Source organism: Brevundimonas diminuta, assembly GCF_050310045.1.
Classification (GTDB): Bacteria; Pseudomonadota; Alphaproteobacteria; order Caulobacterales; family Caulobacteraceae; genus Brevundimonas; species Brevundimonas diminuta_F.
Map to the genome: position 1 here is coordinate 1,501,636 of NZ_CP190005.1, position 22,869 is coordinate 1,524,504.

General features: G+C 64.9%; 20 protein-coding genes and 1 tRNA gene. 10 read left to right on the forward strand and 11 right to left on the reverse strand.

Features of this window, described 5'->3' with window-relative positions; all coding sequences use genetic code 11:
• Positions 1-4 precede the first annotated feature (4 nt).
• On the forward strand, positions 5-2,107 hold the full coding sequence (locus ACORJG_RS07310; protein ID WP_427792758.1) for a DNA topoisomerase IV subunit B: 2,103 nt from the start codon (positions 5-7) through the stop codon (positions 2,105-2,107).
• Between the two features lie 122 nt (positions 2,108-2,229).
• Here ACORJG_RS07310 and ACORJG_RS07315 read toward each other — a convergent pair whose 3' ends face one another.
• Both ACORJG_RS07315 and ACORJG_RS07320 read right to left on the reverse strand, forming a co-directional pair.
• Positions 2,230-2,439 carry a cold-shock protein gene (locus ACORJG_RS07315; RefSeq protein ID WP_427792760.1) on the reverse strand — a complete coding sequence of 70 codons (210 nt, stop codon included), beginning with the start codon at positions 2,437-2,439 and terminating at the stop codon, positions 2,230-2,232.
• A gap of 296 nt (positions 2,440-2,735) precedes the next feature.
• Positions 2,736-3,719, reverse strand: a complete 984-nt coding sequence (locus tag ACORJG_RS07320; protein WP_427792762.1) for a LysR substrate-binding domain-containing protein — start codon at positions 3,717-3,719, stop codon at positions 2,736-2,738.
• Positions 3,720-3,845: 126 nt separating this feature from the next.
• Here ACORJG_RS07320 and ACORJG_RS07325 point away from each other — a divergent pair, with 126 nt between their 5' ends.
• Positions 3,846-4,718 carry a pirin family protein gene (locus tag ACORJG_RS07325; RefSeq protein ID WP_427792764.1) on the forward strand — a complete coding sequence of 291 codons (873 nt, stop codon included), beginning with the start codon at positions 3,846-3,848 and terminating at the stop codon, positions 4,716-4,718.
• Between the two features lie 63 nt (positions 4,719-4,781).
• Complete coding sequence (locus tag ACORJG_RS07330) at positions 4,782-5,675, forward strand: pirin family protein (protein ID WP_427792765.1); 894 nt, start codon at positions 4,782-4,784, stop codon at positions 5,673-5,675.
• Between the two features lie 56 nt (positions 5,676-5,731).
• Here ACORJG_RS07330 and ACORJG_RS07335 read toward each other — a convergent pair whose 3' ends face one another.
• A complete protein-coding gene (locus tag ACORJG_RS07335) occupies positions 5,732-6,859 on the reverse strand; it encodes an amino acid ABC transporter substrate-binding protein (protein WP_427792767.1) in 1,128 nt (375 codons plus the stop codon).
• A 78-nt stretch (positions 6,860-6,937) separates the two neighbouring features.
• Here ACORJG_RS07335 and metC point away from each other — a divergent pair, with 78 nt between their 5' ends.
• Complete coding sequence (gene metC / locus ACORJG_RS07340) at positions 6,938-8,131, forward strand: cystathionine beta-lyase (RefSeq protein ID WP_427792993.1); 1,194 nt, start codon at positions 6,938-6,940, stop codon at positions 8,129-8,131.
• On the opposite strand, the gene ACORJG_RS07345 is transcribed toward metC, so the two are convergent.
• Positions 8,090-8,166, reverse strand: a tRNA-Arg gene (locus tag ACORJG_RS07345). The two genes, metC and ACORJG_RS07345, sit on opposite strands and share 42 nt — an antisense overlap.
• 355 nt (positions 8,167-8,521) lie before the next feature.
• On the opposite strand from ACORJG_RS07345, the gene ACORJG_RS07350 reads away from it, so the two are divergent.
• Together ACORJG_RS07350 and ACORJG_RS07355 are read left to right on the forward strand one after the other, a co-directional pair.
• Positions 8,522-9,394: a WcbI family polysaccharide biosynthesis putative acetyltransferase gene (locus ACORJG_RS07350; RefSeq protein WP_427792769.1), complete on the forward strand. Its 873-nt coding sequence runs from the start codon at positions 8,522-8,524 to the stop codon at positions 9,392-9,394.
• A complete protein-coding gene (locus tag ACORJG_RS07355; RefSeq protein WP_427792770.1) occupies positions 9,391-10,563 on the forward strand; it encodes a GSCFA domain-containing protein in 1,173 nt (390 codons plus the stop codon). Before ACORJG_RS07350 ends, ACORJG_RS07355 begins: the two co-directional genes overlap by 4 nt.
• A gap of 70 nt (positions 10,564-10,633) precedes the next feature.
• On the opposite strand, the gene ACORJG_RS07360 is transcribed toward ACORJG_RS07355, so the two are convergent.
• The 3 genes from ACORJG_RS07360 to tig form a co-directional block, all read right to left on the reverse strand.
• Positions 10,634-11,176, reverse strand: a complete 543-nt coding sequence (locus ACORJG_RS07360; protein ID WP_427792772.1) for a cytochrome b — start codon at positions 11,174-11,176, stop codon at positions 10,634-10,636.
• Between the two features lie 102 nt (positions 11,177-11,278).
• Positions 11,279-11,920 (reverse strand): ATP-dependent Clp protease proteolytic subunit, encoded by a 642-nt coding sequence (locus ACORJG_RS07365; protein WP_003165321.1) that lies wholly within the window; start codon positions 11,918-11,920, stop codon positions 11,279-11,281.
• A gap of 168 nt (positions 11,921-12,088) precedes the next feature.
• Positions 12,089-13,432 (reverse strand): trigger factor, encoded by a 1,344-nt coding sequence (gene tig, locus ACORJG_RS07370; RefSeq protein WP_427792774.1) that lies wholly within the window; start codon positions 13,430-13,432, stop codon positions 12,089-12,091.
• A gap of 172 nt (positions 13,433-13,604) precedes the next feature.
• Between tig and ACORJG_RS07375 the strand changes: the two genes are divergently transcribed.
• Positions 13,605-14,306, forward strand: a complete 702-nt coding sequence (locus ACORJG_RS07375; RefSeq protein ID WP_427792775.1) for an MBL fold metallo-hydrolase — start codon at positions 13,605-13,607, stop codon at positions 14,304-14,306.
• A gap of 50 nt (positions 14,307-14,356) precedes the next feature.
• Here the strand turns inward: ACORJG_RS07375 and ACORJG_RS07380 are convergent, their stop codons facing one another.
• The gene (locus tag ACORJG_RS07380) at positions 14,357-14,542 is read right to left on the reverse strand and encodes a hypothetical protein (protein ID WP_427792776.1); all 186 of its coding nucleotides are present in this window, start codon (positions 14,540-14,542) and stop codon (positions 14,357-14,359) included.
• Between the two features lie 153 nt (positions 14,543-14,695).
• Between ACORJG_RS07380 and topA the strand changes: the two genes are divergently transcribed.
• Complete coding sequence (gene topA, locus ACORJG_RS07385) at positions 14,696-17,329, forward strand: type I DNA topoisomerase (protein ID WP_427792777.1); 2,634 nt, start codon at positions 14,696-14,698, stop codon at positions 17,327-17,329.
• A 57-nt stretch (positions 17,330-17,386) separates the two neighbouring features.
• On the opposite strand, the gene ACORJG_RS07390 is transcribed toward topA, so the two are convergent.
• A complete protein-coding gene (locus ACORJG_RS07390) occupies positions 17,387-17,758 on the reverse strand; it encodes a hypothetical protein (protein ID WP_427792778.1) in 372 nt (123 codons plus the stop codon).
• 223 nt (positions 17,759-17,981) lie between these two features.
• On the opposite strand from ACORJG_RS07390, the gene ACORJG_RS07395 reads away from it, so the two are divergent.
• Both ACORJG_RS07395 and ACORJG_RS07400 read left to right on the forward strand, forming a co-directional pair.
• Positions 17,982-19,445 (forward strand): DEAD/DEAH box helicase, encoded by a 1,464-nt coding sequence (locus tag ACORJG_RS07395; RefSeq protein WP_427792779.1) that lies wholly within the window; start codon positions 17,982-17,984, stop codon positions 19,443-19,445.
• An 80-nt stretch (positions 19,446-19,525) separates the two neighbouring features.
• Positions 19,526-20,584, forward strand: a complete 1,059-nt coding sequence (locus ACORJG_RS07400) for a GGDEF domain-containing protein (protein ID WP_427792780.1) — start codon at positions 19,526-19,528, stop codon at positions 20,582-20,584.
• A gap of 8 nt (positions 20,585-20,592) precedes the next feature.
• Here ACORJG_RS07400 and ACORJG_RS07405 read toward each other — a convergent pair whose 3' ends face one another.
• On the reverse strand, positions 20,593-22,608 hold the full coding sequence (locus tag ACORJG_RS07405; protein ID WP_427792781.1) for a TonB-dependent receptor: 2,016 nt from the start codon (positions 22,606-22,608) through the stop codon (positions 20,593-20,595).
• A gap of 111 nt (positions 22,609-22,719) precedes the next feature.
• Positions 22,720-22,848: a hypothetical protein gene (locus ACORJG_RS07410; protein ID WP_427792782.1), complete on the reverse strand. Its 129-nt coding sequence runs from the start codon at positions 22,846-22,848 to the stop codon at positions 22,720-22,722.
• Between the last annotated feature and the right edge of the window lie 21 nt (positions 22,849-22,869).

Consider the following 22,869-nt stretch of genomic DNA (forward strand, 5'->3'; position numbering starts at 1 on the left):
CCTGATGGACGACCTGTTTTCCAACATCGACGACGCCGAACCGGCCAAGCCCGCCGCCCCTGCTGCTCCCCGGGCGCCCGCTGCGACGCCCGCTCCTGTGGCGGCGGCTCCGGCCGCGCCTGAGCCCAAGGTCGTGAAGACGCCTGTCGTCTCGGCGACGGCGACCGAGGCGGCCGCTACCGGTTATTCCGCCTCCTCGATCGAAGTGCTGGAAGGGCTGGAACCCGTCCGCAAACGCCCCGGCATGTATATCGGCGGCACCGACGAACGCGCCCTGCACCATCTGTTCGCCGAAGTGCTGGACAATGCGATGGATGAAGCCGTCGCCAAGCACGCCAGGCTGATCACCGTCGATCTGGACGCCGAAGGCTATCTGTCAGTCCGCGACGACGGGCGCGGCATCCCGGTCGACCCTCATCCCAAGCACCCCGGCAAGTCGGCGCTGGAAGTCGTCATGACGGTGCTGCATTCGGGCGGCAAATTCTCGGGCAAGGCCTATGAGACATCGGGCGGCCTGCACGGCGTCGGCGTCTCGGTCGTCAACGCCCTGTCGGAAAGCCTGGACGTCACCGTCTGGCGCGACGGCTTCGAGTGGCGGCAGTCCTTCAGCCGCGGCCTGTCGCAGGGACCGATCCAGCAGGTCGGCCCGTCGAAGAAGAAGGGCACCCTGATCCGGTTCAAGCCGGACGAACAGATCTTCGGCGTCGGCGCCGCCTTCAAGCCCGCCCGCCTGTTCCGCATGACGCGGGCCAAGGCCTATCTGTTCCGCGGCGTCGAAATCCGCTGGACCTGCGCGCCGGAACGCATCACGGACGCCACCCCTGCACAGGCGACGCTGCACTTCCCCGGCGGTCTGGCCGACGCCCTGGCCGAGCGCGTGGGCGAACTGGAAACCGTCACTCCCGTCTTCGCCGGGCGCGTCGAGCGCAAGGGTGAGGCGGGCGCGCTGGAATGGGCCGTCACCTGGTCGCCGATCGGCTTCGGCGACGCTGACAGCTTCGTCGCCTCCTACTGCAACACCGTCTCGACGCCCGACGGCGGCACGCACGAGGCGGGTTTCCGCGCCGCACTGGTCAAGGGCCTGAAGGCCTATGGCGAGCTGACCAATGAGAAGCGCGCCGCCCAGATCACGGCCGAGGACGTCATCGCCAATGCGGGCGCCCTGATCTCCATCTTCATCCGCAACCCGGAATTCCAGGGCCAGACCAAGGACCGCCTGTCCTCGCCCGAGGGTGCGCGTCTGGCCGAACAACTGCTGCGCGACCCGTTCGACCACTGGCTGACCGAAAGCCCGAAACAGGCCAACGCCCTGCTCGGATTCGTCGTCGACCGCGCCGAGGACCGCCTGCGCCGCCGCAAGGACAAGGAAGTCCAGCGCGCCGCCGCCACGCGCAAGCTGCGCCTGCCCGGCAAGCTGTCGGACTGCTCGCGGCAAGCCGCCGAGGGCACCGAACTGTTCATCGTCGAGGGCGACTCGGCCGGCGGCTCGGCCAAGCAGGCGCGCGACCGCACGACCCAGGCCATCCTGCCCCTGCGCGGCAAGATCCTGAACGTCGCCTCGGCCACGGCGGACAAGCTGCGCGCCAACGTCGAACTGACCGACCTGATGCTGGCGCTGGGCGTGCAGGCGGGCAGCCGCTTCAGCGTCGACGACCTGCGCTATGAGCGCGTGGTCATCATGACCGACGCCGACGTCGACGGCGCCCACATCGCGGCCCTGCTGATCACCTTCTTCTATCGCTCGATGCCGGACCTGATCCGTCAGGGGCGGCTGTATATGGCCCTGCCGCCGCTCTATCGGATTTCGGCGGGGCCGCTGTCGGAATACGCCCGCGACGACGCCCACCGCGACGAGCTGCTGGCCACGACCTTCAAGGGCAAGAAGACCGAGATCGGCCGGTTCAAGGGCCTGGGCGAGATGATGGCCTCTCAGCTGAAAGAGACCACCATGGACCCGAAGAAGCGGACCCTGGCCCGCATCGCCCTCCCCGACAGCGAGGAAGAAATCGAGGATCTGGTCGAGCGCCTGATGGGCCGCAAGGCCGAGGCCCGCTACAACTTCATCCAGGAAAACGCCCGCTTCGCCCAGGCCGACCTGGACGTTTGAAGACCACATTCAGACGGCGGCAAATAAAGCCGCCGAGGTCAAGGACGCCCCCGCATAAACGAAGAAAGGCCCGCCCTCCGAAAAGAGCGGACCTCGATAGTTCCAGTAAACCGGATGTTCGCTTATGCGACCTGGAGCTGACCTGCCGAAGCCTTGCCGGAGCGTTGATCATGTTCAACCTCGTACGACAGAGCCTGGCCTTCGTTCAGGCTACCAAGACCTGCGCGCTCGACAGCAGAAACGTGAACAAAGACGTCACCGCCGCCAGCGTCAGGCGCGATAAAACCAAAACCCTTGGTGGGGTTAAACCATTTAACAATACCAGTAGCCATTTCAATGACCTCCGAAAAATTTGCCCCTGGAAAAGTCCAGAGGGCTGTCGGGTCTAAGGAAACGGAAATCTCGATGCGTCGCAAAGAAATAGGGCGTTACGCAGAGATATCGACATACAAACGATGAGCCACAACGGCACAACAAGCAAGGATAAACATTACTTATTTTGAAATAAACACCGCATCGATCTTAATATCAAGCAATTATAGCGCACTAATGGAACCCCTACAGGCTTGTCGACTAAATCTCCACAACGGTGACAGACATATTTCTCAACGGGTATCGCCGACGGAAATTATTGAAAATGGGCTATGAGCCTGGAACGCGATGAGCCGGGGCGTGAAACAGGCGAACGCTGAGACTCAGGCGTTTCACCGTGGACCTGATGTTCGGCGCACCCGGCGACAAGGAAGTCGAGCAGCATTCGCACGGACGGAAGCAGGCCGCGTCGTGATGGGAAGACGGCGTGGACAATCCATCGTTTGGGCCGCCAGTCCGGCAACAGATCGACCAGCCGTCCGACCTCCATATCGCGCATGACCGCCACGGTGGGCAGCAGGGCGACGCCCAATCCCTGAACGGCGGCATCGTGCATCATGAGCAGGTCATCAGTGGTCAGGCGCGGCTTATGGCGCACCGAGGCTGTCATCCCGTCCGCGTGATGCAGCGTCCAGATGTGGTCACGATGCGCCGGACCGAAGTCCAGACTGGGCCAGCCCGCCAGGTCCGCCGGGCCGGTCGGGGCGCCCATGCGGGCGATCAGGTCGGGACTGGCGACAAGGCGATGCACGCTCTCGTCCAGCTTGCGCATGACCAGATCAGTCTCTTCCAGCGGCGGTTCGCGCACGCGGATCGCCAGGTCGAAGCCCTCGCCGATGACGTCCACACGACGGCTGGTGCTGTGAAGCTGCACCTCAAGTTCGGGATACAGGGCCATGAAGCGGACGATCAGGCCGCTCATCTGATAGGTCAGCAGGCCCGGCGCGCAGGCGACCCGGATCGTGCCGCACGGCTCGGATCTGGCGCCATCGATCAACGCCTGCGCCGCCTCGGCCTCGACCAGCATGGCGAGGCAGTGCTGGTAGTAGGCCTGGCCGATCTCGGTGACCGAGAATTTGCGCGATGAGCGCTGGATCAGCCGCGTGCCCAACTGGTCTTCCAGCGCGGCGATGCGACGACTGAGCTTGGACTTCTGCATCCCCAGCGCGCGTGCGGCCGGGGCGAAGCCGTGGTGGTCCACCACCTGCACGAAATAATAGAGGTCGTTGAGGTCTCTCATCGTTCTATTGATAGAACGCAGCGAGGCGATTTCGCAATCTGTCCGCCTCATCGTTTCATGGGCATATGGTCTTCAACGCGATCGGCCACCCCTCTGACGGCCGGTACACCGAATGGAGACAAGACCATGAAGAAGGTTCTGGGCCGTTACGGCAATGACCGCGGCCACTGGGTCGGCGACGGTTTCCCCGTACGTTCTCTGTTTTCCTACAACGCAGTGGGCAAGCAGGTCAGCCCGTTCCTGCTGCTCGACTATGCCGGTCCGCACAATTTCGAGCCGACCGACAAGCGGCGTGGCGTCGGCCAGCATCCGCACCGCGGCTTCGAGACCGTGACCATCGTCTATGACGGCGAAGTCGAGCACCGCGACTCCACCGGCCAGGGCGGCGTCATCGGTCCCGGCGACGTCCAGTGGATGACGGCGGGCGGCAGCATCCTGCACGAAGAGTTCCACTCGCCCGCCTTTGCGCGGACCGGCGGTCCCTTCCGCATGGTTCAACTGTGGGTCAACCTGCCCGCCAAGGACAAGATGACCCGCCCCGGCTACCAGTCGATCCTGAACGCCGACATTCCGTCCGTCGCCCTGCCCGACAATGCAGGGACCGCGCGGATCATTGCCGGCGCGATGGAAGGGTCAAAGGGCCCGGCCACCACCTTCACCCCCATCAACGTGTGGGACGTGCGGTTGAACCGGGACGCCGAGACGACGCTGGATCTGCCGGAAGGGCACACCGCCATGGTGGTGGTTCTGTCGGGTCATGTCACCGTCAACGGCGACCAGCCCGCGGGCGCCGCCGAGGCCCTGCTGCTGGACCGTCAGGGCGACAGCGTGACCCTGAACGCCGATGCGGACACGACCCTGCTGATCCTGACCGGAGAGCCGATCGACGAGCCCATCGTCGGCTACGGCCCCTTCGTGATGAACAGCGAGGACGAGATCCGCACGGCCATCACGGATTTCAACAGCGGCCGCTTCGGCGACATCGCCGCAGTCGCCTGACAAAGAGAACAACCGGCGGCCCGGCGCGTTTACCGGGCCGCCGCCGACCGAGAGGAGCATCCAATGATCGAACTCATCATCGACCAGCGCCGCAAGGATCTCGGCGGATTCGAGGTTGGTCGCGTCCTGCCCTATGCGAAGCGCAGAACAGTCGGCCCCTTCGTCTTCTTCGACCACATGGGGCCTGTGGACATGCCTGCGGGCATACCCAAGACCGTCGATGTGCGCCCGCATCCGCACATAGGCATCTCGACGCTGACCTATCTGTTCGACGGCGAGATCACACACCGCGACAGTCTGGGTGTTCAGCAGGACATCCGCCCGGCCGAGGTGAATTGGATGACGGCCGGCAGCGGCGTCACCCACTCCGAACGCTTTGAACGGGCGCGCATGGAAGGCCTCCGCCTTGAGGGCATTCAGGCCTGGCTGGCGCTGCCGAATGGTCAGGAAGAAATCGATCCGTCGTTCCAGCACGTCGGCTCAGGCGACCTGCCGACCTGGATGGAGGCTGGTGTGAAGGGCCGTCTGGTTGCAGGCGAGACGATGGGCATGAAGGCCGGCGTCAGCACCTTCTCGCCCCTGCATTACATGCACCTGGAAATGGAGCCGGGCGCCCGCTTCCAGACCCCGACGGACCACGCTGAAAGCGCCGTCTATGTGGTTCAGGGCATGGTCGAGATCGACGACGCCCGTCCTGTCGGTCCCGGCCAGATGGCCGTGCTTGAGAAGGGCCTGCCTTCGGTAATCGTGGCCCAGCAACCGACCACCCTGATGGTGCTGGGCGGCGAGCCGGTGGGCGAGCGCTTCATCGAGTGGAACTTCGTCTCGTCCTCTAAGGAGCGGATCGAACAGGCCAAGGCCGATTGGCGTGCGAGGCGCATGAAGCTGCCCGACCTGGACGATCAGGAGTTCATTCCCCTGCCCCCGGACCGGACGCCGCCCAATCCAATGTCCTGATTTCCCGGACAGCACGGGACCGGCGCCGACAGCAGCGCCGGTCCCGTCAGCGTTTTTCACCGCACCGGCAGGCCATAGATCAGCCCGCCGGACCGCGCGGACCACTGGGCGTTCAGGCCCCGATCCAGATCCAGCGAAGACTGGGCGCCCAGATTGCGGCTGAAAATCTCGCCATAGTTTCCGCCCGCCGAAATGGCGTCGGTCGCCCAGGTCCGCGACAGATCGATGCTCGGCCCGAAATCGCCCTCTTCGCCCAACAGGCGTTTGACGCGCGGGTCGGCTGAACTCTTGGTCATGTCCCCGACGTTCGCTCGCGTGACGCCCAGTTCCTCAGCCAGTATCAGGGCGTTCAGGGTCCAGCGGATCACCGCCGTCCAGCGATCGTCGCCGCTGCGCGTCACCGGTCCCAGCGGCTCCTTGGAAATCACATCCGGCAGGATGACGTGTTGCTGCGGATTGGGCAGGGTCGTACGCGCCGCCGCCAGCGCCGAGATATCGGCGGTGAAGGCGTCGCATTCCTCACGAGCATAGGCCTGACGCGCCTCGCCCTCGGTGGCGACGACGACCGGCCGGTATTCGATACCGCGACGGCGGAAATAATCCTCGACATTCAGTTCAGTGGTCGAGCCGGACTGGACGCAGATCCGGGCGCCGTTCAACTCGGCCGCGCTGCTCAGGTTCAGCGAGCGGCGCACCATGAAGCCCTGCCCGTCGTAATAGTTGATCCCGGCAAAGCTGAGTTGCGCGCCCGTATCACGGCTCATGGTCCATGAGGTGTTGCGCCACAGCACATCGACCCGCCCGTCGCGCAGAGCGTCGAATCTCTGTTCCGTCGTCAGCGGCACGAACCGGACCGCATCCGGATCGCCGAAGATCGCCGCCGCCGTGGCCCGGCAGAAGTCGACATCAAAGCCCCGCCAGGCGCCGCGATTGTCCGTATAGGCGAAGCCGACCAACCCTTCATGCACGCCGCAGTTCAGACGACCGCGCTGGCGCACCGCAGCCAGAGTAGCGCTGGGCTCGGTATCCGACGCAATGACCGGGGCCTGACGCGCAGGCTGACGCTGCTCCTGCGTCTGTGGTTCGGGCGATCTCTGACAGGCGCCGGTCGCCAGGGCCAGCATCACCGCCGCGCCCGCCGTCGCCTTGAGCGTCACACGCGCACCGCCTCGCCATCTCCGCATTCGTTCCGCCGCTCCATCTTGCGCCCCGCGACAGTTTAGAGCCCTCTGGGCCGCGAACCGCAACCCGCCGGAGCTTCCATGCCGCCCATTTCCGACCGAACCCGGCTGATCTCCAGCGCCACGCGTCGCGGACAGGGCCGACGCCCGGTCAATCCGCCCCTCGAGCGCGCCTCCACGATGCTGAGCGACGACCCTGCCAAAATGCAGGACGCCTCGGACGGGCCTGTCTATGGGCTGGATGGAACCTCCCCCGCGCGTGAACTGCAGGCGCTATTGGCCGGGCTGGAAGGCGCCGCAGAGGCTTTTCTGGTTCCGTCCGGCCTGGCCGCCGTCACCGTGCCGCTGACCGCCCTGCTGCGCCCCGGCGACGGCGTGCTGACGACTGACGCAGTCTATGGTCCGACCCGGCGTTTCCTGACCCGCCATATGGCCGCGCGCGGCGTGGAGACCGTCTTTCACCCGGCCGACGCCTCGACCGAAGCCATTCTGAACGCCCTGACCCCGCGCACGCGGGTTCTGCTGATCGAGGCGCCCGGCTCTCTGACTTTCGATATGGCGGACGTCCCCGCACTGGCCGCCGCATGCCGGGACCGTGGCGTCCTGACGATCATGGACAACACCTGGGCGGCGGGCCTGGCCTTCCGCCCGCTGGCGCACGGCGTCGACGTCAGCGTTCAGGCCCTGACCAAATATGTCGGCGGCCATTCCGACCTGCTGATGGGCGGAATCGCAGCAGGCTCAACGCCTGTCGCCCGCGCCATCGCCCATACGATCGAAGACATGGGCTGGCACGTCTCGCCCGACGACGCCTGGCTGGCGCTGCGCGGCATACGAACCCTGCCGCTGAGGTATGAGGCTCAGTCTCGATCTGCACTGACCGTCGCAAAATGGCTGGAAGCACGGCCAGAAGTCGCCGACGTCCTCTATCCGCCCCTGCCCGGTTCAGTCGGCCACGACCTGTGGTGCCGCGACTTCACCGGCGCCGCCTCTCTGATGGGCGTGGTCATGAAGGGCGGCGACACGGCGGCTGCCCACACCTTCATGCGCGCGCTGAACCTGTTCGGCATGGGCTATTCATGGGGCGGCTTTGAAAGCCTGATCACCCACGAAACACCGCAACTGGCCCATCGCCTGCACGCGCCGGCGCTGCCGGGCGAACTGCTGCGCCTGCATATCGGTCTGGAAGACCCCGCCGACCTGATGGCCGACCTTGAAATGGGATTTGAAGCGTGGCGCGCCCAGCAGGACTCGAACCTGCAACCCCCTGCTTAGAAGGCAGGTGCTCTATCCGGTTGAGCTATGGGCGCTGAAGGCTGGAAGATGTCGTTCCGTAAGGGGGTTCGCAGTTCACGGCAAGAGAACGGCGCGACCATGCGCCGAGCCGCTCGCCCGACAGAGCCGCGCCCAGCAAATCGCGTCGCGCCTTCCGCAAAAATACGATAGCAAAGCCTGGAGCCGAAAATGCCGTCTTGCGGCCGCACGACAGGCACGCCCCCGTGAATCACGCGCGACCTGTCCATTATGAGGTACAATCAGGCCGCATCTGCTTGCAGAAATCCGTTCGCTCGCTCATCAAAACTTCTGATAACAGTTGATGATGGACGCATTGCAGATCAGAAGATACAGGAGGGTTCCCGCTTCGGACATCAAGGCAGTTCATACGTGCAGAACATTGTCGTAACCAGCAACTGCCAGACGGCCGGGGTCGCCTTGGCGCTCAAGGCCATGCTGCCAGAGTCCTCCGTCAACATCGCCCTGCTTGCCGCGCCCGGAGGCAAGGGTTTTGAGGAGCTCCAGCAGGCAGTGGCAGGCGCCGACGTCTGGGTTACTTCCGCAGGAAACAATGTCATTTCCGCCATAGAGACACAGACGCGTTTGATCCGCATTCCACAAGTCGAGTTTGACGCATTCCATCCCGATATTCTTTACGTGAACAATTCGGAGGGACGACACCTTACAGGAGTCGGCAGATCGGATTATCACTCCTATATTGCGCTGTGGTCATTCCAGAATCGTCTATCGGTCGATCATTGCGAATCGATATTCAACGAAAAAACGTTTGAGCGCATCGGATACTTCGATCGGTGGAACACTTCCGTTTCGAGGTTGCGCCAACGGTTCGAGCCCGTCGATGTGCGGTTCGACGACTTCTTTCGCGCGCTGGTCCATACTGGACCCTTCATGCATACAATCAACCACCCGACAGGCGCCGCCATGGTGCAACTTTCGCGTCTTGTGGCGAGACAAATCGGCGGGGATGAAAGCCTGATTTCCGCCCCGTTGGAGCGAACCTTGCAGGACACCCTGGCGACTGGAACCGTCTGGCCGGTGTATCCGCACATAGCCCGGCGGTTCGGGATTGACGGCAGTTATGTCTGGAAAATCGGCCCCGACACCTTCTTCTCCACGCTGCGCGCCTGGCTGGAAGAAAGCTATCGGATCTATGAGGCTGAAAATGCTTATGAATGGCAGTCTCCGCGGCTGGACGATGCGGTCCTGAACACGGCGATGCGCGAAATGGCAGGCATGCAATGACCAATCCCTATCGCGCCCTCCCCGATCACTGCTTCTGGTCCCGCTCTGTCTCGTGGATTGCGCCGGGGCATCTAGATCCGATGGTCGAGGCGCCTTTCCGCATCACGCCGGACCTGAAGGTAGCGACCATGGGCAGTTGTTTCGCCCAACATATCGCGCGCCATCTGGCCCGTTCAGGTCTGAACTATTTCGTAGCGGAAGCCGCACCGGAAGACATGCCGGCTGATGAGGCGGCAGCCCGTCAGTTCGGACTGTTCTCGGCGCGCTATGGCAATATTTACACCGTTCGCCAGGCTGTGCAGTTGTTCGATCGGGCCTATGGCGCCTTTCATCCGAAGGAAGACGTCTGGGCTCGTGGCGACGTCTTCGTCGACCCCTTCCGCCCATTGATCGAGCCGGATGGGTTTGCATCGCCCGAAGCTGTACGCGCGGCGGCGAAGGAGCATCTGGCGCAGGTCCGGCGCGTCTTTGGCGAATCGGACATCATCGTCTTCACGCTCGGCTTGACTGAAGGCTGGCGCAGCCTGGAAGATGGCGCAGTGTTTGCGGCCGCGCCCGGAGTCAGCGGAGGCTCCTTCGATCCGGCGCGGCACGAGAAAATCAACTTCTCATCGCGCGATGTCTGTGACGACCTTCAGGCCCTGTGCGATCGTATCCGAAGCATCAACCCTGACGCCCGCATCCTGCTGACAGTCTCGCCTGTGCCGCTGATCGCGACGCACCAGGAGGATCAGCACGTATTGACGGCCACCTCCTATTCCAAGTCTGTCCTGCGCGTAGCCGCCGGGGAAGTATCCCGGGCGAATGCACAGGTCAGCTACTTCCCCTCCTATGAGATCATCACCTCGGCGCACAGCCAAGGGGCCTACTTTGAACCTGACCTGCGAGGGGTCCGTGAGGTTGGCGTGGCGCACGTCATGAGAGTTTTCTCGCGTCACTTCATGGATGGCGAAGGCCGGACTCCGGCGCCCGCAATCCTGGCGATCGCCCCATCAAGTACCGATGTCGTCTGTGACGAAGAGGTCATTGAGCAGGCACTGAGGGACGGCGGCTTCCTGCCGTCGGCGGGCGTCAGCCGATCTGCTCAGGCCGCCCCCCGCGATGACGCCGCCGCAGAAATGAAACCCGTAAAGCCGCGCAATCTGCTGGAAAGGCTGTTCAGCCGGTAACCGGAAGAAGAAGGAAGCTGTCAGACAAACCTGCCGGACAGGTCTTGCAGACACTTGAAAAGAAAACTCCTTAGCCAATCATCCGGCCGACCGTGTCGTCTTTCCAGATGAAGCGGTGGACCAACACCATCAGGATGTGGCCCGCGATGGCGGCCAGCAGCACCCAGGCCAGCAGGCCGTGGGCGGCGTTGGCCGGGGCGGTCATCCACGAAACTTCGGCCCAGCCGCCGTCGATCAGGCGCACGCCGAACACATCCAGCGGCTTGCCCGATCCATACTGGCGCAGCAGAGCCAGCGCCGGGACGATCAGCATCAGGGCGTAGAGCGCCAGATGTCCGGCCTTGGCCGCCAGACCCCAGAAGCCTCCGCCGTGCGCCGGGCGCGTCTTCATGTTGTAGAGGCCCCACAGGGCGCGCAGCACGATGAGGGTCAGCAGGATCACGCCGATCCCCTTGTGCGTGCCGACCCAGAAGGCGGTGATCGGCGCCTTGCCGACGACGATCTTCACGACCATCCCCGCAAACTGCCACGCCAACAGCAGGGCCATCGCCCAGTGCAGCACGCGCGTGACGGCGCCGTATCGGAAACCGTCGTCTCTCCACTGCATCGCCATTGATGCGCCCTCCCCGCTGATAACCAGTCTCAAACACGATTCGAGGCGGAATCGGTCGCCGGATTCCGCCTCGCAGATTGTCGCAGACGAAAGCTCTAAGGCTTAGGGAGCCTTCACGCCGTCGTCATCAGCCTGGGTGCGCTTGTCATAGACGTGGTCGACGATGCCCCAGGCCTTGGCTTCTTCCGCCGTCATGAAGTGGTCGCGGTCCAGGGTGCGCTCGACCTCTTCATAGGTGCGGCCGGTGTGCTGGACGTAAATCTCGTTCAGGCGGCGCTTGGTGGCGATGATGTCCTCAGCGTGGCGCTCGATATCCGAGGCCGTGCCGCGGAAGCCGCCGGAGGGCTGGTGCACCATAACGCGCGCGTTCGGCAGGGCGATGCGCTGGCCCGCTTCACCGGCCGTCAGGATCAGCGAACCGGCCGAGGCGGCCATGCCCATGACCACGGTCGAGACCGGCGACTTGATGTATTGCATGGTGTCGTAGATCGCGAGCGCCGAGGTCACCTGACCGCCGGGGCTGTTGATGTACATGCTGATTTCCTTCTTCGGGTTCTCCGATTCCAGGAACAGCAGCTGGGCGCAGATCAGCGAGGCCATGCCGTCCTCGAACGGGCCGGTCAGGAAGATGATCCGCTCGCGCAGCAGGCGCGAAAAGATGTCGAAGGAGCGCTCGCCGCGGCTGGATTGCTCCACCACCATCGGCACCAGGTTATTGGAGATGTAGTCAATCGGATCGCGCATGAAGGCCTTCTCGAATTCAGGGAGGTCACGCGACTCACACGGCGCGCGCCTGTCCCCTACGATATCGCGTTCATGAGGCTTCGGCGCAAGGCGGCGCCGGAAAGCAAAATCCCCGCCCCGGAAAACCGGGACGGGGATCGCAAGGCTCAGGGCCTGAAGAAGAAGGGCTTAGGCCTCGTCTTCTTCCTTCATCAGCTCTTCCTTGGTGATGGCTTCGTCCTTCACCTCGGCGACCGAGACGATCAGGTCGACGACCTTCTCTTCATAGATCGGGGCGCGCAGCTGGGCTGCGGCGTTCGGGTTCTGGCGGTAGAAGTCCAGCACCATCTTTTCCTGACCCGGATAGTTGCGGGCTTCGGCCATGATGGCGTTCGACAGTTCCTGATCCGTCACGCCGACGTTGTTGGCGCGGCCGATCTCGGCCAGGACCAGACCCAGGCGCACGCGGCGCTCGGCGATCTTGCGATACTCGGCCTTCAGTTCGTCTTCCGACTTCTTGGCGTCTTCTTCCGGCAGTTGGCCGGCGTCCTTGTCGGCCGAAACCTGGGCCCAGATGCCTTCGAACTCGGCGTCCACCATTTTCGGCGGCAGGGCGAAGTCGTGGCCTTCGTCCAGCACGTCCAGCAGGGCGCGCTTCAGCTTGAAGCGGGTGGCGCCGGCGTATTGCTGGTTCAGGTTGGACTTCAGCAGTTCCTTCAGCTGGTCCAGCGACTCCAGGCCGATGCGCTTGGCGAACTCGTCGTCGATCTTGGATTCGACCTCGGCCTTGATGGCCTTGACAGTGACGTCGAAGGTCGCGGCCTTACCGGCGAGGTGCTTGGCCTGGTACTCTTCCGGGAAGGTCACTTCGATGGTCTTTTCTTCACCGACCTTGGCGCCCTTGAGCTGCTCTTCGAAGCCGGGGATGAAGCGGCCCGAGCCGATCACCAGGTCCGCGTCGGTGGCGGCGCCGCCGTCGAAGGCCTCGCCGTCGATCTTGCCCAGGAAGTCGATGGTCAGCTGGTCGCCGTCGGCGGCCTTGACCGTCTTGCCCTTCTTGTCCTCGTAGGACTTGGCCTGCGAGGCCAGTTCCTTCAGCGCCTCGTCCAGATCTTCGTCCGTGGCTTCATAGGTCGGGCGGGTCAGCTTCAGGGTCTTGGGGTCGACCGGGGTGAATTCCGGCATGACTTCCAGCGACATTTCATACGCCAGGTCTTCCTGACCGGCGATGACCTTGTCCATGTCGGAGGTCAGGTTCATCTCGGCCGGAGCGGCCGGACGCAGCTTCAGCTCGTCCAGAGCGCCCTGGCTGGTCTCGTTCAGCGAGGCGTTGATGATTTCGCCCATGAAGTCGCGACCGAAGGTCTTCTTGACGTACGAGGCAGGCACCTTGCCCGGACGGAAGCCTTTCAGCTTCATCTGGGGGGCCACTTCCTTGATGCGGGCTTCGAGCTTTTCATTCAGCTCGGCGACGGGAATGGTCACCGCAATCACGCGGCTGAGGCCTTCGTTCGACTTTTCGACGACTTGCATGGTCGGATATCTGACGCTCTGTGGCGACGCCGCAAAGGCGCGCGGTGGATAAAGCAACAGGGCCGCCCCTTTCGGGAGCGGCGCCTCGGAGCCCGCCCTTATGTCGAGAAGGGGCCGAAACGTCAACGCAACGCGGTTCCTTTGTGGTCAGAGGGCCGCTATCTCATGGTCCATGAGCCAGTCATCAGCCCCCATCGGCGTCTTCGTCACGCCCGTCACGCCGCTTCAGCAGAATTGCACCACCGTCTGGTGCACGCAGACGAAGAAGGCCGCCGTCATTGATCCGGGCGGCTCGGTCGACGCCATCCTGGGCGAGGTCGCGCGTCGCGGCCTGACGCTGGAGGCCATCTGGATCACCCACGGCCACCTGGACCACGCGGGCGCCGCCGCCGAGATGCAGGAAAAGACCGGCCTCGACATCGTGGGGCCTCATCCTGAAGATCAGTTCTGGATCGACCTGATTCCCACGCAGGGTCAGAAGTACGGCCTGCCCGAGGCGCGCAGTTTCACCCCCACGCGGTGGCTGGAGGATGGCGACGTTCTAACGCTGGGCGAGACGACGTGGGAAGTGTTCCACTGCCCCGGCCACACGCCTGGCCATGTGATCTTCTTCAACCGCGAGGCCCGCTTCGCCCAGGTCGGCGATGTGCTGTTCCAGGGCTCGGTCGGGCGCACAGACTTCCCGCGCAGCGACCATCAGGCCCTGCTGACGGCGATCACTACCAAGCTGTGGCCGCTGGGCGACGACGTGACCTTCGTGCCGGGGCACGGGCCGCATTCAACCTTTGGGGCCGAGCGCCGCAGCAACCCCTTCGTCTCGGATCAGGCGATGCAGGCGACACCGATCGCGCGCCCGGCTTCCGGCCCGGCGTGACGTCCTTGATTAAAGGCGAAGCTGTTTAACCACAACGCCAGATCAAACAGCTAGGCGGGGGCCGCGCGGCGCGCCATGTCCGCAGCGTTTTCCAGCAGTCCTGCCAATCGCTCATCACCGTCCCAGCGCGCCATTCCGGCGAGTTCCGCCGCCATGGCCGCCACATACTCCCGGACCGGATAATCCGTCAGATCCGGGCTCGTCGTCTTTCTTCGTTTTGGCGCTGCCTTGTTCATCGTCAACCCTCCCGAGAACGTCTGAGAGAAACACAACTAAAGGCAGTTTGTAAACTGTTGTTACCCGGAAAGGTTGCTCATATAAAATGGGCCGATTGACTTCCGCGCTCGCCGCAACCACGTTCGCGCCCCGTTTTCCCCCGATTGAGCGCCATGAATCTCGTTATCGTCGAGAGCCCCGCCAAGGCCAAGACCATCAATAAATACCTGGGCTCGGACTATAAGGTTCTGGCTTCCTACGGCCACGTCCGCGACCTGCCGTCCAAGGACGGCTCGGTTCTGCCCGACGATGACTTCGCCATGCACTGGGAGGTCGACGCCAAGGCGTCCAAGCGCCTGTCCGAGATCGCCGAGGCCGCCAAGGCCGCCGACCGCGTCATCCTGGCCACCGACCCCGACCGCGAAGGCGAGGCGATCAGTTGGCACGTTCTGGAAATCCTGAACAAGAAGAAGGCGCTGAAGGACACGGATGTCCAGCGCGTCACCTTCAACGCCATCACCAAGTCCGCCGTGCTGGAGGCCATGGCCAACCCGCGCCAGCTGGATATGGAGCTGGTGGACGCCTATCTGGCGCGCCGGGCGCTGGACTATCTGGTGGGCTTCAACCTGTCGCCGGTGCTGTGGCGCAAGCTGCCGGGCGCGCGCTCGGCCGGGCGCGTCCAGTCGGTCGCCCTGCGCATCGTCGTTGACCGCGAGATGGAGATCGAGCGGTTCAAGGCGCAGGAATACTGGTCGGTCGAGGCCGACCTGATCGCGGACAGCCCGCCCTTCACCGCCCGTCTGGTCAAGCACAAAGGCAAGCGCGTCCAGCGTCTGGACATCGTGTCCGAAGCGATGGCGACAGCCGCGCGCGAGGCCGTCCACAGCGGCGACTTCACCATCAAGTCGGTCGAGAAGAAGCCGGCCAAGCGGTCCCCGGCCCCGCCCTTCACCACCTCGACCCTGCAACAGGAAGCCGCGCGCAAGCTGGGCTTCACCGCCCAGCGCACCATGCAGGCGGCGCAGAAGCTGTACGAGGGCGTCGACGACACCGGCGGCCTGATCACCTATATGCGGACCGACGGCGTCTATGTGACGCCCGAAGGCATCGCCCAGGCCCGCGAGGCCATCGGCCAGCGTTTCGGCCCCGCCTATGTCCCGGCCGAGCCGCGCTACTACAAGACCAAGGCCAAGAACGCCCAGGAAGCGCACGAAGCCATCCGTCCGACCAACATCCTGCGCAGCCCCGACACCCTGCGGCTCGAAAACGACCTGCAGCGCCTGTACGAGCTGATCTGGAAGCGGATGATCGCCTCGCAGATGGAGTCCGCGCGCCTGGACCGCACCACGGTCGAGATCGAAACGCCGGACGGCCGGACAGGCCTGCGCGCCACGGGTCAGGTCGTGGTCTTCGACGGCTTCATCGCCGCCTATGAAGAAGGCCGCGACGAAAAGCAGAAAGGCGCCGAGGAAGACGAGGACGAATGCGGCCGCCTGCCCGCGCTGAAGGAAGGCGCCAAGGCCAAGGTCGAGGCTATCCGCACCGATCAACACTTTACCGAGCCGCCGCCGCGCTTCTCGGAAGCCACCCTGGTCAAGAAGCTGGAAGAGCTGGGGATCGGCCGTCCGTCGACCTACGCCTCGATCCTGACGACGCTGCGGGACCGCGAATACGTCCGCATGGACAAGAACCGCTTCTATCCCGAGGACAAGGGACGGCTGGTCACAGCCTTTCTTGAGCAGTTCTTCGCCAAGTGGGTCGAGTACGACTTCACCGCCGCGCTGGAGACCCAGCTGGACGAGGTGTCGGCGGGCGATCTGGACTGGAAAACCCTGCTGCGCCGCTTCTGGCAGGATTTCCACGCCGCGACCCAGGCCGCAGGCGAGCTGCGCACCACCGCCATCCTCGACCACCTGAACGAGGCGCTCGGCGCCCACATCTTCCCGGACAAGGGCGACGGCTCCAACCCGCGCGAATGCCCGGTCTGCCATGAAGGCCAGCTGAGCCTGAAGACCAGCCGCTTCGGCGCCTTCATCGGCTGCTCGCGCTATCCTGAATGCAAATACACCCGCCCGGTGGCCTCGCCTGATGCGGCCGACGGCGGCGCCGAGAGCGGCGATCGCGAACTGGGCGTCGATCCAGCGACCGGCCAGCCCGTGCACCTGAAGATCGGACGCTTCGGCCCCTATGTCGAAACCACGCCCCCGGACGCGGACAAGCCCAAGCGCTCCTCCCTGCCCAAGGGCTGGTCCCCGGCCTCGATCGACCTGGAGAAGGCGCTGCGCCTGCTCAGCCTGCCGCGCGACGTGGGTCCGCACCCCGAAGACGGCAAGATGATCACCGCCAGCCTGGGCCGCTATGGTCCGTTCGTGGCGCACGCGGGCACCTACGCCAACGTCGCGGACATCGAGGAAGTGTTCGACGTCGGCCTGAACCGCGCCGTGGCCCTGCTGGCTGAAAAACGAGCCGGTCGAGCGGGCCGCGCGTCAGCCGCCGCGCCGCTGAAGGAACTGGGCGCTCACCCGGAAACGGGCGAGGCCGTTCAGGTTATGGCCGGGCGCTACGGCCCCTACGTCAAGTCGGGCAAGATCAACGCCACCTTGCCCAAGGGCACGGCGCCCGAAGACATGACGATGGAGGCCGCCCTGCCCCTGCTGGCCGCCAAGGCCGGCGCCGCGCCGAAGAAAAAAGCGCCCGCCAAGAAGGCTGCTGCGAAAAAACCCGCGGCGAAGAAGGAGCCCGCGGCCAAGAAGCCGGCCGCGAAGAAGGCTCCGGCCAAGAAAGCCAAGGCCGCCGAAGCCGAATAAAGGAAAACGCCCCCGCTCTTGCGAACGGGGGCGTTTTTTCCTGGAAGCGAACCTGATCTACCGTCCCGCGACCAGTTCATTGCGGACGCGGCGTCCCAGTGGATCGCGCCCCGGCCAGCTCTCGCCCACGGACGCCTCGATATACGGGGTGCAGAAGCGCGAAATGATCATGCGGGGGCGAATCTCGTTCAGGCAGACCTTGTCGCCCTCGCGCGCCCAACGGGCCGTCAGACGGCGCCCGTCTGAAAACAGGGCGCGATAGGCCCCGTCGCGATCAAACCAGTGTTTGACCCAATCCCCGTCAGGATAGTGGGAGACAACCGTATTGCCGAACGCCGCCTGCATGGCGTCAACAGCCCGGCCGCGATCCGACGCCTTGGCGCTGACTGGAGCGACAAGCATCACCGCGATCAATACGGCAGCGCGCATTCGATATCCTTCTCCCAGTCCCCAAGCTGACCATACAGCCGCCTGCGGCATTGCCAAGCGGGGCCATTACGAACAGAAATACTTGACTGAGGCGTAGGGCTTTCTTTATACGGCCGCAGGCTCGGAACAGGACTGGCGATGCGCGCCGCCCGCTCGCCCAAGAGGGGCGGTTCCGTCAGCTAACGGCGTTTGCGAACGTTATCCTCCGTCCCTTCAGGACTGCATGACTGAGTTTTCCAAGCTGGGCCTTTCGCCCACGACCCTGCAGGCGGTCGCCGATACCGGCTACACGACCGCCACCCCCATTCAGGAACAGGCCATCCCGGTGGCTCTCGCCGGACGCGACGTCCTCGGCATCGCCCAGACCGGCACAGGCAAGACCGCCGCCTTTACCCTGCCCATGGTCGACCGCCTGGCTTCGGGCCGCGCCCGCGCCCGGATGCCGCGCGCCCTGGTGCTGGCCCCGACCCGCGAACTGGCCGACCAGGTTGCCGAAAGCTTCGCCAAATACGCCAAGGGCACCAAGCTGAACTGGGTGCTGCTGATCGGCGGCGTTTCCATGGGCGACCAGGTCGCCGCGCTGAACAAGGGCGTCGACGTGCTGATCGCCACGCCGGGCCGTCTGCTGGACCTGTTCGATCGCGGCAAGATGCTGCTGACCGGGGTCGAACTGATGGTGGTCGACGAAGCCGACCGGATGCTGGACATGGGCTTCATCCCGGACATCGAGCGCATCTTCAAGCTGACGCCGCCGCGTCGCCAGACCCTGTTCTTCTCGGCCACCATGCCGCCGGAGATCACGCGCCTGACGCAGCAGTTCCTCAAGGACCCGACCCGGATCGAGGTCTCGCGCCCAGCCACGACCGCCGACACCATCACCCAACACGTGACCCGCCTGCCGACCTCGGACCCCAAGGCCAAGCGCACGGCTCTGCGGGCCCTTGTCCAACGCGGCGACGTCCAGAACGGCATCGTCTTCTGCAACCGCAAGTCGGAAGTCGACATCGTCGCCAAGTCGCTTCAGGTCCACGGCTTCAACGCCGCGCCGATCCACGGCGACCTGGACCAGTCGTTGCGGATGAAGACCCTGGCCGATTTCCGCAGCGGCGAACTGAAACTGCTGGTCGCGTCCGACGTCGCCGCGCGCGGCCTGGACATCCCGGCCGTCAGCCACGTCTTCAACTATGACGTTCCGCACCACGCCGACGACTACGTCCACCGCATCGGCCGCACCGGCCGGGCCGGACGCCTTGGCGAAGCCTTCATGATCGTGACGCCCGCCGACGACAAGTCGTTGGACAAGGTGCTGAAGCTGATCAAGAAAGAGCCGGTCGAACTGCCGCTGGACGACATCGACTTCGCCTCTATTCAGGACCGTCCGCGCGAGGACAGCCGTTCGGGCCGCAGCCGCAGCCGCGGCGACCGTCCGGAACGCGGCGAACGCAGCCGCTCCCGCAAGAGCGTCGAAGCCGCTCCTGTCGAGATCGTCGAACCTGATGTTTCAACTGCTGGCGAAGTCGCTCCGACCAAGGCCGATGAAGCTCCGCGCCGTTCACGCAGCCGCAAGAAGTCCGACGCTCCGGCTCCTGTCGCAGCTTCCGCCCCGGTCGCTGCGCCAATCCGGGGCAGCGCCTTCGGCGACGATGTTCCGGCTTTCCTGCGGCGCCCGGTCGTTTTCACAGACTGAACGGACGACTTTGATTAAACCCCGGTTTAGGAAGCGCAGGCTAGATTTCTTGTCAGAACTTCCCAAGGGCGTCCAAAGTCATGTCCAGTCAGGTGGAAACCACCGTCCGCAGCCCTGAGGCCTATGCGCTGGCTCACCGGGCAGTGGACTCCATGCAGCGGGCGTCGGTCTGGCCGACGCCGCTGAATTTCGAGCTCTGGCTGCATTATCTCAGTGCGCCTGACAGCGCGCTGGGGCAGGAAATGGCGCGGCTGCTGGCGGGCGACGCGCCCTTCACCGACGCCACGGCGGAAATGCTGGCGGCGGAGTTTCTGCCTCGCAGTCGCCTGTCCGAAGAGATTCGCGACGCCGGCGCCGTGCTGAACCGCGAACTGGCCGCCGTCGCCGCCGCCATCGACAAGGCCCGCGAGAGCCAGGCCGACTATGGCGACACCCTGTCCCAGGCCGTCGACAGTATCGCCTCGGCGCCTGATACCGATAGTCTGGGCGTCATCGTCACCTCGCTAAGCGACGCCACACGGCGGATCCGGCGGCACACGTCGGCGCTGGAAAGGCGGTTGGAATCCTCGAACCGTGAAGTCATCAAGCTGCGCGATCATCTGGAGCAGGTCCGTCGCGACGCCATGACCGACGCCCTGACCAATCTGGCCAACCGCAAGGCCTTTGATGAACAATTGCAGCGTATGTGCAAGGAAGCCGAGAGCGAAGGCGCGCCGATAGGCCTGGCGCTGATCGACATCGACCACTTCAAGCGCTTCAATGACACATGGGGCCACCAGACCGGCGATCAGGTGCTGCGCTATGTCGCCAGCGTCCTTGGCCGGGTCGCGCGCGCGCCGCGCATCGCCGCCCGCTATGGCGGCGAAGAGTTCGCCGTCATCTTCCCGCGCGAAACAGCGGGCGCCATCGAGGCCGCCCTGAACGCCGCCCGTGAAGAGATCGCCTCGCGCAACCTGCGACGACGCTCGACCAACGACGATCTCGGCGCCGTGACAATTTCCGTCGGCTTCGCTCTGCGCCACGCCAGAGAAACAGCCCAACAGCTCCTCGGCCGGGCGGATGAAGCCCTCTATGCGTCGAAACGCACAGGCCGGAACCGCGTCTCCAACGCCGAAGCCGCCGCCTCAGCCGCCGCCTGAGCGAGTTCTCAGTAGGACAGGCGTATGCCCAGCGACAGGGTGCGCGGCGGCGCATATCCCGCCACGCCGCCCGCCGTTTCAGACACCTCTACATCCGCATCGAACAGATTGTCAGCCGCCAGCCACAACAGGGTGCGCGGCCCGGCCCGCCATTCCGCACGGGCATCCACGGTGACGGCGCCGCCCAGCACACGGCTGTTCAGATCATCCTCGAAGCGCTTGCTTTCATAGCGGGCCTGTGCCGACAGCCCCAGACGCTGTGACGCCTGCCAGTCCACGCCGCCGGTCACGCTCCAGATCGGCGCCTGCGCAGGACGCAGGCCGGTCAGTTGCCGCGCCGCTGAACCGCCGTCCATGCGGGCGTCGGTGATCGACAGGGCGCCGTTCAGATTCAACCCATCGCGCAGGGCCTGACGCGCCGTCAGTTCGATGCCCTTGGCCTCAATGGTCCCGGCGTTCTGGCGCTGACGCAGCACGCCGCCCGCCGGAACAAAGCCTGCACGCGGGAAGGTCCCTGGCCCCTCGGCGATGGTGACGTTGACGATGGCGTCTTCGATCCGGTTCCAGAACAGATTGACGCCGAAGGCCGAGATCTGACCTTCGAAGACCAGCCCTGCCTCAATGCCTTGCAGCGTCTCGGGAACAAGGGCGGCATTGGCCTCGGTCAGGTCGTTGCCGACGCGGAACGGACGGTGCAATTCGTTCAGCGTCGCCGGACGGAAACCGGAATAGGCCGCCGCGCGCGCCGCCCAGCCCCCGCCGATAAAGCGCCGCGCCGCCAGTCGGGCGCTGACCACTTCGCCTGAGCGGTCCGGGTCGGTTTCGTCCAGCGTGAGCAGGCCCGTCGCCCGATCCCATTCGCGCCGCTTGCCGCTCTCATTGCGCCAGCCATCCAGCCGCAGCCCGCCCGCGATCAGCCACAGATCGTCGCTCCATGACCCCTCGCCATAGAGGCCCGCCACGGACGTTTCGCCGCCCGCCACGCGGTCGCGGGTGAACTCTCCCCCCATGTAGCGGAAGCGCTCTCGCGTCTCGCCTTCGTTGAAGCGGGCGTCCGCGCCCAGTTCCCACTCCAGACGCCCGCCTGCGATGTCGCGCGCAGAACGACGCAGGGCGGCGTTGACGCCCCATCCGGTCGCCGGGGTTTCATACTGGTCATTGGCGGGCGTGGTGGTGTTGCGGTCAGCCGCGACAGCAACCGAGGTGTTGGCGAAATCGCTTTCGCGCCGCCATGCCTGAAGCCGCCAGCCATAGCGTCCTTCATCCGGCCTGCGCGCCGCCGTGGCGGACAGCAGATGGCCGCTGGCGCTGGACCTGGCGCCCGCCAGACCCGAGCCGCGCTCTTCGTCATAGATGGACCCCCGCAGCGACAGACTGGCCTCGCCCAGCGGGGCATCCAGTCTCAGAGCCGCCGCACGGGCTTCCAGATCCAGCGGCGTATCCGCCGCCCCGGCCGCCGCGCCGCGCACAGGCGTATAGCCGTCGCTGGTCTCATACAGGGTGGACGCCGTCAGCCGCGCCTGCCCGATATCAAAGCCGCCAGATCCGGCCAGCCGCGCCCCTCCCCGTTCAGCGACCGAGGCCGACAGCACCCCGCCGCGCTCCCGCTCTCGCAACTGGATCACGCCCGTCAGGGCGCCCGCACCATAGGGACCGGCCCCGGCGCCGCGCACGATGTCGAGGCTCTCAAGGCTTTCGGTCGGCAGTTGCGACCAGATGACCCAGCCGCCGAAGGGGTCATTCATCGGTACGCCGTCCAGCGTCACCAGCGTCCGCCCCGCGCCCGACGGCGCGATGGCGCGCAGGGATATGCCCTGTGTAGTCGGATTGGCCGCCAGACTGGACGTTCGCCGGAACAGGGACACCGCAGGCACGCTCGACAGCGCTTCATCCAGACGGGCGGCATGCGCCAGCACGCCTTCGTCCAGCCGGATGGCTGAAAAAGCCGCCTCGCCCGCAGCAGGCGGCAGCCGCGCCGCCGTCACCACCACTTCGTCAACAACTACCGGCTGAGCTTCGATCACCGCTGAACTCCCTGTCATCCGTCCCGCCGACAGAGATCAGGGATAGTGGATCAGGTCAGCCTTGTCGCCTGCGCGGCGCGGTAGCCTCCGACCCGTCAAATGATCGACGCCTCAGGCGCTGAAAAACAGGCTCAGAACACCACGAACGAGCACGCCCAGCGACAAAACGCTGATCGTGGCGCCGATCAGAAACACCGCGCGGAAATGCCGGTGCAGGAAGTAGAGAATATCGCCTGCCATTCTGAGCCCCCCGAAAGGTTA